The sequence below is a fragment of the Candidatus Fokinia cryptica genome, assembly GCF_034359305.1.
Classification (GTDB): domain Bacteria; phylum Pseudomonadota; class Alphaproteobacteria; order Rickettsiales; family Midichloriaceae; genus Fokinia; species Fokinia crypta.
The window spans coordinates 137,032-149,523 of the sequence record NZ_CP110343.1 but is presented as its reverse complement, the minus strand read 5'-3'; the positions used below and the strand labels follow the sequence as shown (position 1 = coordinate 149,523).

General features: G+C 33.8%; 10 protein-coding genes and 1 tRNA gene. 4 read left to right on the top strand and 7 right to left on the bottom strand.

All coding sequences use genetic code 11. The features are described from left to right. Positions 1-70: 70 nt before the first annotated feature. Positions 71-1,156 (bottom strand): hypothetical protein, encoded by a 1,086-nt coding sequence (locus Fokcrypt_RS00725; protein WP_323722297.1) that lies wholly within the window; start codon positions 1,154-1,156, stop codon positions 71-73. 457 nt (positions 1,157-1,613) lie between these two features. Here Fokcrypt_RS00725 and rpmI point away from each other — a divergent pair, with 457 nt between their 5' ends. The 3 genes from rpmI to Fokcrypt_RS00710 all read left to right on the top strand — a co-directional run bounded on the left by rpmI (position 1,614) and on the right by Fokcrypt_RS00710 (position 4,424). Further along, entirely contained in the window at positions 1,614-1,814 is a 201-nt protein-coding gene (gene rpmI, locus Fokcrypt_RS00720; RefSeq protein ID WP_323722296.1) for a 50S ribosomal protein L35, read from the top strand. Between the two features lie 72 nt (positions 1,815-1,886). After that, positions 1,887-2,240, top strand: coding sequence for a 50S ribosomal protein L20 (gene rplT / locus Fokcrypt_RS00715; protein WP_323722295.1), 354 nt, complete (start codon positions 1,887-1,889; stop codon positions 2,238-2,240). A gap of 444 nt (positions 2,241-2,684) precedes the next feature. Beyond that, a complete protein-coding gene (locus tag Fokcrypt_RS00710) occupies positions 2,685-4,424 on the top strand; it encodes an ABC transporter ATP-binding protein (protein WP_323722294.1) in 1,740 nt (579 codons plus the stop codon). Between the two features lie 10 nt (positions 4,425-4,434). Here the strand turns inward: Fokcrypt_RS00710 and argS are convergent, their stop codons facing one another. The 6 genes from argS to Fokcrypt_RS00680 all read right to left on the bottom strand — a co-directional run bounded on the left by argS (position 4,435) and on the right by Fokcrypt_RS00680 (position 10,573). After that, on the bottom strand, positions 4,435-6,132 hold the full coding sequence (argS, locus tag Fokcrypt_RS00705; protein WP_323722293.1) for an arginine--tRNA ligase: 1,698 nt from the start codon (positions 6,130-6,132) through the stop codon (positions 4,435-4,437). Between the two features lie 10 nt (positions 6,133-6,142). Beyond that, positions 6,143-7,114 carry an NADH-quinone oxidoreductase subunit NuoH gene (gene nuoH, locus Fokcrypt_RS00700; protein WP_323722292.1) on the bottom strand — a complete coding sequence of 324 codons (972 nt, stop codon included), beginning with the start codon at positions 7,112-7,114 and terminating at the stop codon, positions 6,143-6,145. Positions 7,115-7,175: 61 nt separating this feature from the next. After that, a complete protein-coding gene (locus Fokcrypt_RS00695; protein WP_323722291.1) occupies positions 7,176-8,471 on the bottom strand; it encodes a hypothetical protein in 1,296 nt (431 codons plus the stop codon). Between the two features lie 106 nt (positions 8,472-8,577). Continuing rightward, positions 8,578-8,661: transfer RNA gene (locus tag Fokcrypt_RS00690), tRNA-Leu, on the bottom strand. 50 nt (positions 8,662-8,711) lie between these two features. Then, complete coding sequence (locus Fokcrypt_RS00685) at positions 8,712-9,938, bottom strand: MFS transporter (protein WP_323722290.1); 1,227 nt, start codon at positions 9,936-9,938, stop codon at positions 8,712-8,714. 71 nt (positions 9,939-10,009) lie between these two features. Then, complete coding sequence (locus Fokcrypt_RS00680; RefSeq protein ID WP_323722289.1) at positions 10,010-10,573, bottom strand: RDD family protein; 564 nt, start codon at positions 10,571-10,573, stop codon at positions 10,010-10,012. A gap of 108 nt (positions 10,574-10,681) precedes the next feature. Here Fokcrypt_RS00680 and Fokcrypt_RS00675 point away from each other — a divergent pair, with 108 nt between their 5' ends. Continuing rightward, complete coding sequence (locus tag Fokcrypt_RS00675; RefSeq protein WP_323722288.1) at positions 10,682-12,439, top strand: ABC transporter ATP-binding protein; 1,758 nt, start codon at positions 10,682-10,684, stop codon at positions 12,437-12,439. Positions 12,440-12,492: the final 53 nt, after the last annotated feature.

Genomic DNA, 12,492 nt, shown 5'->3' with positions numbered 1-12,492 from the left:
GTATCTCATTATACGATTATATATAGAGAGGAAAAGATGGAGTTAAATCTCCACTCTTCCTCCTATTATATTACATATCAAGTACGACAGAAGCTGTTAAGAATGCATTCATAGAGCTACCTTCTTTCTTGAACATCAAGTTATTTAGCGTTACAGCTTGTGTAACTTTCGTTCCAGTAACGGAAGAAGCAACAGTAGCACTAGGAGCATAAAAGGTAGTAACTGTTGTACGCTCTCCAGATGTTTGTCCCAAGGTAACGGTTTTGCTTTTCTCTTGGAATGAAGGAATTTTGTATTCATTGTTATCAAACAATGCACCCAATTGAAGACCAACATTACGCATTTGGAATCTCACACCAACTTCACCAGCACAATAAAACTTCCACGCATCAGAATCGGTAGTAAATACTTTACCAAATTTAGTAGATGATATAGGAGTTGCAGTACCAGCATACCCAACAGCGGTAGTATCGACATTAGTCCAAGCACCACTAGTAAGTATTCCGGTTGTACCTTGTTGTAAACCGCTTATAATTGATAAAGGACTACCAGAAAGTTGAATACCATCTAAAGTAACCTGTGTTTGAGCACCTCCGAGCACACCAGCAACATAAGGACCAACTTTAATGTCTTTTCCAGTGCAGAATAAAGGAGCTACACTAGCACGAGCACCCAAGATAAATCTTTCGAGCTTCACACCATACGCAACTAAGTCTTGAGTAGCAGGAGCAGCTACACCAGAATTATTGAGCCAAGAGTAGCTAACTACACCACCTATAGACCCTAATAATACGCCATTTGTTCCGATTTTTGATTGTAAGCCATTCCAACCTAAGTTAGCACCAAAGCCGTACATTCTATTATCGCTTTTATCGGAAGTTTTTACGCTTTTATAGGAAACACTACTACTTGTAATAGAAGGAGCAGTAGTAGGAGTACCGGTATTTGTTAATTTTGTTCCGTCTGCTGCCATTTCTAACTTTACAGCACTAGGAGTCATGAAGAATTGGAGTCCTACTTCGAACTCTCCTATTCTCTGATCATCTTCGTTTGTTAATACTGGACTAGCAGCATCAAGAGCATTTAATGTTTGAGAAGCAGATGCGTTACCCATTACGAGCGAACCTACAAGTGCTAATGCAAGATATTTTTTCATATTTTTCAATATAAATTTATTGGATATGATCTAATTCTATTCGTGCTTTATGAATTGTACAAACCTGTGCGTTTCATAATTTTAAAATTCGGAGTATTTGTTGCAAATCTGCAACTACTTAAAATACCACAATACACTAGTAAAAACGCTATAAATGGGAATAGTAAGTAAAGAAGAGGATGCATATCTGTAATGTACCATATATTCTAGTCCGTAATTTCATTACAAACTATCTGAAGCATGTGTATTAGTAAGTATCATAAAATATCCTGACTAATATATTACCACTATAGGCCGATAAATAGAGGCTGCAATAAATGTAACTTCAAAATGATATTCGCAAAGTGGGCTTGCAACGGCTATATTAAGGTCTCATCTCTTGTTCGAAACAACGAATAATTGACTTTCGTTTAGCTAGTTGTTAATAATACTCGATACTATCAGTATGAAATAGAAAATGCCAAAGTTGAAAACTAAGAGTAGCGTAAAAAAGAGGTTCTTTCAGACTGCTACGGGAAAGATAAGAGCTGGGCAAGCGAATAAACGGCATAATATGCGAAAGCGCTCCGCTAGACAACTTAGAGAACAACGTGGTACTTGCATTTTACCAGAAATGGAGCGTATAAGAATAAAGCAGTACATACCATACGGCTTATAGAAAAATTGATTTTATATTGATATCGCTGTAATTCGATAGTACCGTGTTAAACTTAATATTTAATATTCTGAGATGGCTCGTGTAAAACGTGGTGTAGTTGCTCGCAAGAGACATAAGAAGATTTTGGAAATGGCATCTGGCTATAGGGGACGTGCTAAAAGCTGTTTCAGAGTTGCCATTGAGAAAGTACATAAAGGGTTGCAGTATGCTTATAGAGACAGAAAAGTTCGTAAGCGTGAATTTAGAGCTTTGTGGATACAGAGGCTGAATGCTGCTTTAAGGGAGAAGGGATTAAAGTACTCTCACTTCATGGGACTATTTCTTAAGAGTAAAATTGGCCTGAACAGAAAAATGCTATCAGAAATTGCTATACGTCATCCAGAACAGTTTAGCGAGATAGTAAATAGAGTAAGTGCTCATCAGTAGACTCCTTCCCTAAAATTGCGCTGATATTAGATTTTGGATGATAGAGTTTATTACAATCGTTTTACGCTCTACAATATCCTATGTCCTAAACTGTAGTTATCACTGTAGAGTGTAGCTTTATACTTAGTAAAAATAATAGAAGCTGAAAGTATCGAAAATAATATCGAAACTTTTACAAAGGATGAGGATAGTATTTCTAAATCTTCTAGTGAAATAAGTATTCAAGAAAAAAGATATAAAATTAGGATACAATATTCTTTGTCAGCATTTGAGGAATTAGAAGTAAAGATAACATGAAAATCTTTTTAACCATAACACTACCCATACATTCTAAAGTATCGAAGAACTTTTATATTGCCATATAGTCGTTTTTATCTATTGTTGACGTCATCGTATGTTTATGCGACCATGCGACATTCGGTCAGATTTTATCCTTCGTGTTAAATGAACGTTAGCTCCTTCATTATAGAAAGCGTAAAGCCTTATAAGTATTACTTATACTTCGTTGCGTTCTTAATAATTTTATCAGGTCTAGAGTATCCACTAAAATCATACATTCTAAAACTTATTATAGATGATGTAAGCGTAATGCAATTTCATAGAATATGGATGTTGGTTGTTTGGTATTGTATCGCTCAAGCTCTTACATTTCTTTTGTGGTATTTCTTTGATTGGTGTGAATTAAAATACATGCCACAAATAAAACGAGACATAGCAATTAAATTTATTAAAAAAATTGGATTATACGACCATCACTTTTTTCAAGAACATCCATCAAGTACTATATCTTCTAGAATCAAAGATGCGGCTAAGATCATCCCTAGAATCATGGAACTTTCATTAATACAGCCGCTTCATTTACTAGTGACTATTATAATAAGCGTAGCACTATTATTTAAAGTGCACCCCATATTCGGATTAACAATGCTAATATGGGTATCGGCATTTGTAGTAATGTGTTACATCAAAATAAAAAAGATAGGATTACTAGCTAAAAAGGAAGCAGAATACGAAATTAATACTTATGGAGAAGTAAATGATTACGTGTCAAATATGATGTTTATCAAGATATTTTCATCTCTTTTATACGAAAAATCCAGATTGAAAATACAACTTGAGAAGTTAATGACTAAAAGCATTACTACTACTTCTGCTTTAATATCTTATTTTAGAATTCAACATTTCATATTTTCTTCATATATAGGACTATGCTTGATTAGTATGGTATATTGTAGCTCAAAAGGAATCATTACCCCAGGAGACTTCGCTCTTGTATTTATGACGAACTTAGAAATCATCACCCGATTATTTCATATTACTTTTGTTGTAAGAGAAATTATTATAGATTACGGTACTTTGAAACAGGCTTTATCTATTTTAGAATATGACACTGGAGTTAAAGATAAGCCAAATGCCTCCACCCTTGTAGTGAAAGAAGGAATGATTCAATTTCATAATGTGAAATTTCATCATAAGAATAGTACTACACTCTTCTTAAATAAATCTATTACTATACCACCGAAGCAGAAAATTGGTCTTGTCGGTTATTCTGGAAGCGGTAAATCTACTTTCATAAATCTTATTCTGAGGTTATATGATATTGTCGACGGCAGTATATACATCGACAAACAAGATATCTGTCAAGTACGACAAGACTCATTAAGAAATGCTATATCCGTAATACCTCAAGATGTTTCTTTGTTTAGTCGCTCTATTATGGAAAATATTAGATATGGAAAAATTAGCGCAACTGATCAAGAAGTAATAGAAGCAGCAAAGAAAGCACATATCCACGATTTTATTACGAAGCTTCCGAAAGGATATGATTCTCTTGTGGGAGAGAGAGGTTCAATTCTTTCTGGAGGACAAAAACAACGCATAGCAATTGCAAGAGCAATTCTAAAAAATGCACCAATTCTTATACTGGATGAAGCTACATCTCATTTAGATTCTGTAATAGAAAGCGCCATACAGAAGAGTATTGCTGAATTAATGAAAAATAAAACTTCTATTATTATAGCTCATAGATTATCTACACTGCTTACTGTAGATAGAATAGTAGTATTCGAAAATGGTAACATAATTGAAGATGATACTCACGCAAATTTATTGAAGAAAGGAGGCACATATAAGAAGCTTTGGGATGCACAAGTTGGAGGATTTTTACCAAATGGAGAGATATAAAAAGTCTTTTTTACATTTCACGCACAACATTAATACCTAAAAGGTCTAAAGATCGATAGATGATATTTTGTACAGTATATGCTAAATATAACCTTGCATTTCTTTCCTTAGGAGATGCTTTCAGAATTTGACATTTCTCATATAAAAGGTGAAATGCAGATGCAAGCTCATAAAGATAGCTAGATAAGTGATGAGGTTTCAATGTTTCTAAAACTAATTCAAAGGTATCCCAAAACTCTAATGCCTTCAAAGCGACTGAAATTTCAGCTTCTTCTTGAAATTGAGCGTAATCTGCTAAATTTAAATGCTGAAAATCTATGTTTTTTGAGTCTGGAGATTCCTGAAATTTTTCTAAAATTGAAAGTATTCTGATATAAGCATTTTGTATATAAACTGATGTACACCCATGCAGTGATAAAACATGAGGCATATGAAATACATAATCCTTTATATAATCATTTTTTAAATCGAAGTATTTTATAGCTCCTACACCTATGGTGTGAGAAATTTTCACGCTATCAGAAATTACACGTCCTTTCATCATTGAAAAAGCTTCAATACAAGCTGCTTCTATTAACTCTGAAAGTGGAGTATTGTTACCTTCTCGAGTTTTGAGAGGCTTTTTGTTATTTCCCAACACATTTCCAAAAGCTATATGAGATAGCTTCACTCCTTCATCCCAATTTGCTAGTCGAGCTATATGAAAGACATGTTTAAAATGATCGATTTGTCTATTATCGGTAATATATATAAGCCATTTAGCATTCTTTTCTTGGACTCTGTACTTTAAAGCGGCTAAATCTGTTGTTATGTATAAATAAGTGCCATCAGATTTTTTTAAGATTTCTACTTTATCATCTATCTTTACTATCTCAGCTCCATTATCCTTTTCGCAGATCTTTTTATTTCTCAAGTCATCTACAATTCCTTGTAGCTCCTTCCGATATGAACTCTCACCTTTGATGTTTTTAGTATCAAAATCCACCTCTAACCTATCAAAAGTATCAGATAGATATTTTGTAGTCTTTTTCACTAATAAATCCCAGATTTTAAGGCTCTCTACATCACTATTTTGTAGCTTATCAAGCCTGATACGAGCCCTTTTCTCAAATTCTATATCTTCGTCAAATAGCTCTTTTGCTTTCTGATATATGACATTCATCTCATTCATACTGAGATTAGCAGTCTCTATTTCTTTCTCGATAATAAACTGAATTATAAATCCAAACTGCGTACCCCAATCTCCGAGATGGTGTTGCCTTATAATATTATATCCAGCAAACTCTAAAATTCTTGAAATAGCACATCCTATTGCAGCAGAACGTAAATGCCCCACATGCATCTCTTTTGCGACATTCGGACTTGCATAATCTACTACAACATCAACATTCTTCCGCGGTAGTGTATCTATTCGAAATTCAAATAAACTTTGAGATATAAATTCATTTTTCAAAGTAATATTTAAAAAACCGTTGCCAGAAAAAGAAAAAACAAAACAGTCACTCATTTCGTCACCAGAAAAAAGCTCTAGAAACAAATCATGTGGAGTTTTAGAAGTGTTTTTTGCTAATTCAAATAGAATATCTGTTTGGTAAGAATTCTGCAAAAACGCATTTTTTCTTACACGTACAGCAGTATTTTGATAGCCAGAGTTATGTAGAAAACATGTTATAATTTCCCTTATTTGAGATTTTATTCCTCCTATCATAGCAACTTTCTTAGTGTGTTAAGTAGTATTTTGTAACGGTAACTAACATAAATAAAATGAATGATGTTGGTAGTAAACGCCCCCATCCTATTTTAAGAAGTTGGTCGTATCGATACCTTGGCAGAACTCCTCTCACTATTATAAATAACATTAAACATCCTAAGGTCTTTACTAAGAACCATATCACTGATGGAATGCACTCGAGAGATTGTATACCAAATGGTACTGACCATCCTCCTAAAAATAAAAGCGTAGTTAAGCTACTCATCAATGCCATATTAGCATATTCTCCTAGAAAAAACATCGCGAACTGCATAGAAGAGTACTCCGAATGATATCCCGCCACAAGTTCGCTTTCTGCCTCTGCTAAATCAAAAGGATGTCTATTTGTCTCTGCAAGAGTACATATAAAGAATAGTAAACCTATAGGTAACATCAAACATCTTAAAATCCAATGCATATCTACTTGCATGTACACTATATCTGTGAGATTACCACTACCTGCGATTGTAACGACAGAAAGAATACATAATCCCATCGTTAACTCGTACGAAAGCATTTGAGCAGTTGCTCTTATGGCTGCTAAGAATGGATACTTAGAATTGCTTGCAAGTCCAGCTAATATGATACTATATACCGAAAGAGAGGAAACAGATAGAACAAACAAAATACCCAAATTTAGATCACTAATGTAGAAGTTCCCTCCTATAGGTATAGCTACCCATGCAAATAGTGCGATAGTCATAGTAATCAGCGGAGCCACTAGAAATAATATTTTATCTGCTTTATGTGGTATTATTGGCTCTTTAAACAGCAGTTTAATTGCATCAGCCATTGGTTGTAATATCCCAAACACCCCTACCATACTTGGGCCTACTCTAAGCTGCATAAATCCTATCAACTTCCTCTCAATTAAAGTAAGATAAGCCGTTACAAGTAAAATGCACAGCAATAAAATGATTGATGAAATAATGATACTCATTAGATCGGTGAGAAATATTTACTAAAAAGCAGTTATAATCCTTTCTTGTAATACAGCAGTATTAAAATGATACAGAAAGCCTCGTTCCAACGCTATAATTTATATTTTGTACAATATCTCCATCAATTATCATAGTTTTACTATCTGTTTTTATACTTTCTATTGCGGCTTTATACTCTTCCGTAAAAAAATATCTTATTGCCCCAAGTTCCAATTTCATTAGCTGTCCACCTTGTAAGAATGCAGTAGGCATATCTGAAAGATCGTTATTAAGGCTGTTGCATGCTTGATTTTCAGTAAAAGTACTGCATTCTCCATCTTCCTGAACTGGTATTACATAATACCTCCCTCTATCATCAAGTATCTTAGTGATATTTTCATGAGTGTAAGTATTTACTAACTTATTTTGTATATCGTAAGAGCCAAAGAGATTATTTTGCAATTTCAATCTTGTGTCTTGAAATCTGACAGTACCAAAAATCTCAAGCTGCATATTGCAGTGTCTAAAAGCAAGTCCTCCTTGCACACCTAGGAAGGCAGAATTGTTTTTTTCAGTTTCTACATTCCCATCACCGGTCGCATCTCCTAGTAAAATTTTGACTGGAGTATCGTTCTTAGTATATCCGAAATCTAGAATATTTTTACCATTTAAATACTGTACTGATTTGCATGTATTACCTATAGATTCTACAACACATACTTTATTTGAAGATTTTGATTGCCCACTTTTTGTATCTTGAACATAAAAAGCAAATTGATTAAAGTCCACAAGTTGGCGTACTTGTGAATTTGCCAAAGGAACAGCACGCTTATTTAAAATGTTTCCATCTTCATCAATTTGCTTAAGACCGCGTAAGCTGTACTGTATCGTTGCTCCACCAACTGATACACCTATGAACGGCTTTATTAGGTTTGTCAAATTGAAGTACTTTATAAGACTTATTTCTAGAGCACTTTGTTCAATATGAAACTGTTCTGATATCACTAATTTATCATGAGGGACACTTAATGTATTCATACTAAACGTACTCATCAAACTTATTTCATGAGGAAATACATAACCAATCCCTATAATGGGTGAAAAGAAAGACGTGGAGCTGTTTGTTATATTTTTTACATCTGTCACTTTGCGCTTAGTAGAGTCTGTCTGCACTATAACCGGAGAACTCAAAGTTAATTGAGGAATTATTGAAAGACTAGCTCCGGCTGTTAAGAATAATCCACTAAACGGTCGTGTGTACTTTACCTTACTATATTTATTAGTAGCACCAAGAACAGGATGTATTATAACCATACACATTACTAACATGTACATCACGCCACTGAAGAAGTGTTGTGCAGAACAGTAGCGCTTCATAGAAGCGTTTTTTACACCAAATCCTACTACTAGAGTAAAGAATAACTCTAATTTATGGAATAGTTTTTTATTATTCCTACATGCAGATTTTGTAAAATCTCGTAAATGGTGCGAACGAAGGGACTTGAACCCTTATGTCTGAAGACACTAGATCCTAAGTCTAGCGCGTATACCATTCCGCCACGTTCGCATTTATTTATTTATAGAACACTTCCAAAAAATATAAAGAGTTATCGACACTTATATCTTGGAAGTGCAAATTTCTTTGAAAGTTGATTTAAGCCTCAACGACAATAATATAAAAATACTTATCGTTGCACATATTGGTATTATTGCAATTCCACACTTATACGAATATGTGGTATAGTAAGCATTTGCAGGATTAAAGAACTTTATAATATAACCTATTGCAGTATGAAAATAGAATCCTCCTAACATATTGGTAGTATTGAGAAATGCTACGGCAATATTATGAGAACTTTCTCGAGTAATAGTACACCCTATTGCAAATATAAGCACTTGATAACAGCACGCTATCCCAGTTATTAGGAACAGTATCTTAAGTGACGTTGGATTTAAGTGACTACAAAAAATAAGACATATAAATGTGATAGATAGGGCTATAGCACAACATAAAACAGTATTAATATTACCGCATTTCTTTCCAAGAGTCGCTAAGATTGGCCCTCCAAATATCATTCCTATAAATATGAACGACACTAATGAAGCAGCATCATCCTTTTCAATATCAAATGCGCTTATCAAATAACTAACTCCCCATACATCTGCAAATCCTTCAAGAGCACCAACCATCAAAAAATTCGTAATGCTAAGAATAATAATTTTCGGTGAGATTATTTCTTTCAAATCTTTCCTTATATCACTTTTCTCGCTATTAAGATTATAATTTTTATATTTTCTTAATGTAGAGAGTGCAATAATCGATATTATGAATGACGTTATCGCTAACACAGATGAAACTCTTCCTATTCCATATTGCTCTAGTAGAGTAACGGTAGGCTTACCACCATACAATGCGCCTAATAAGCCTATAGAAAATGACCAACCTATGATTTTTCCGTAATTTGCTGGAAGAAAATATTCCATGGCGACTTTAGATACGCATAAAAATGCTGAAGCTGATGCAGCTCCTGTAATAAATCTCGCAATTATTGCTACTGAAAACGATTCGGTATTGGTGAAAAGAACAAAACATATACCGGCTATTTTTACACTAAAAGCAAGAATATAACGCACATGATATCTAGTAAGTAATACTGCAATCGGAATCTGCATCAAAGAATATCCGCAATAATATGAGCCGTTTAAAATGCCAAACTTCTCGATGGGAATATTAAATTGTAGGAGAAAGTGATTTAGTAGAAGGCCAGGCCATAACCGTAATATAAACTGATAGCCAAAAAATGCTAGCGGACTTAGCAGTATAAGAGCATAGCGTAAAAACATACCTAATATTACTAGCATATACTAATATTAAGAATGATAGAACATGGCACATCTCAAGTAAATTGATATGTCTACTTTCCTTTCAATACCACTATAGTATCGGCCAAACGATCGTGCAATGCCCTCCCATGCTTGGAAAATGGTATAAATAATATTAATCCTATACAAAATGGTAATACAGAAACAGCATACAGGACAGTTCTTAAAACAGCGGTACGTACAGAAATTCTTTTACCATTACCCATCTCCAAAACTGTACATCCAGTTACAAATTTACCTAAAGTTCTACCATAATAAGCGAGACAAATAATGAAATACAGAGCAGATATAAGAATCATAATAACTTGAATAGTTGCGTATTTCAGTAAAAATTCTCGACTCACACTATTCAAAAATGAATCTAGAGATGTAATGCCAGAAAGATCTGAAAATTTTGCTAATTCTGATGTTATGGAAAGCTTATCATATAAAAACTCAGTCAATGGAGCTGATAAAAAAGCTAATAACATCACATCCACAAGCCACCCCAGCAATCTCCTATCGAAACTTGGAATATTATACGATACATTTTCGATAGAGACCGTACGTGATACTTTTTTTTTCTTCCGAAGCAATCCTGATACTCGTCGTAACATTTTTCTTATGCTTACTTATTAACTCTAAGCAAAATAGCTTACGTATTATTCAATATCAATACCATTAGCCGATGGTATTTTCTTTTCTATATAGCATGTGTATGATGCGTGCTAATTCTAGCAGCTCGTATCACAAAAATGCTTAACATCTCCTTAATAAGGCTAGTGATACCATTGATAAGAGAAAGATGGAAAATAGTTTTTCTCATACTTTTTACTAGTATGACGTGGGTATGTCTATCGTCTTATCAAGCTCAAATACTAAAGGAAATTATGGATTACGTATCGTCTAGTAATTTTGGATCTCAGAAATCATCTTCATTCTACATTTCATCATGGATTTTTATATGCGCTGCAATATGTATAAACTACATTTTAAATCACTATTTAATGAATGTAAAATTTATACCTAGCATAAGGAAAATGAGTTATGAAAGAGTTATGAGCAAACTATTGGATGTTTTATTACCATCCTATAGCAACGTATTTAGTGGAGCTATATCTATGAAAGTCGGAGATTTAGCACTCGGCATCAGCGAATTTTTCACTACAGCAGAGAGATTAATAACTCCATGCATATTCTTTTTCATAGCATCTTTCATGCTGTCTAAGCTATCTCTTTTACTTGGTATCCTCTCTTTTTCTCTAAGTTGTTTGTTTATCATTTTTAACATAGCGTATCTAAAAATATCTGTAAAAGCTGCGAATAATGCGTGGCATGCTAATTCCAATGTACACGGTATAATAGTTGATATACTCACTAATATATGGTGCGTAGTGACGAATTCTTCACAGAAAAACGAAAAGAAAAACATCTCTGATGCGACCGGCATCGCAATACAGAAAGAAATAAAATTCCAGATTACTATCGTTCCATTGATGATATTCTTTTCTGGATGGTATGTTGCTGTGTTTTGTGGTGGACTCTATTTTTTATTTGTTCAGTACTGTAAACACGCGATAACAATCGGAGATTTTGCTCTATTCTTCTCCCTCATAGGTAAATGTTTCGGATATCTTTGGAAATTTATGGCAGAATTTATAAGAATGTCTCGACTTCTTGGTAGAATATCACAAGCAGTAAATGACATAAGTAAAATATGTAATATACGCGATGTATCAGAGCTGCTTTCTGGAAAAGTGTGTGATGCAGAAAAAAGTAGTAAAAAACACCATAATACATACATATCAAACTCAGAAAAAAATATAATATCCCTCCACAAGATCGTATTTCAAAGAGAACACTTCATAACGAAATTAGATGAGCTCTCAATCAAAATTGGAGAAAAAATAGCTATAATTGGTACCACAGGTAGCGGCAAAACAACTCTTGCGAACATAATGTTAGGTATTATTAAACCAGATAGCGGTTATGTTGCAAGCAAATATCATGATAAATTACTACAGCATTCAGCAATAGTTACACAAAATAGTACCTTATTTCACAGAACGATTATGGAAAATATGACATACGGAAGCTGCGATGCTGTCACCGAAGAAGTGCTAAAGATAGCTCATATGGTAGGAATAGCAGAATATATAGAAAAATTAGAAAAAAAATATGATTCTATTGTTGGAGAAAAAGGCATAAAACTTTCTGGAGGACAAAAGCAAATGGTACTTCTCACAAGAGCATTACTTCGAAAGGATACGGACCTAATTATTTTTGATGAGGCAACTTCTCAAATGGACAAGATTACCGAAGGAAAAGTATTAAATGCAATTCATACGAATGCAAAAGAAAAAACTATTATATTTATAACGCATAGAGATTCGTACGTACAATACGCTACAAGAATAATAGAAATGTCAAACGGGTTAATTATCAGAGATTCACACAATTCTCATGTCGTAGATAATACGTAAAATAATAAAAATATTTCAAATATTTTTTCATCGGAAAATCGCACTAGAGATGC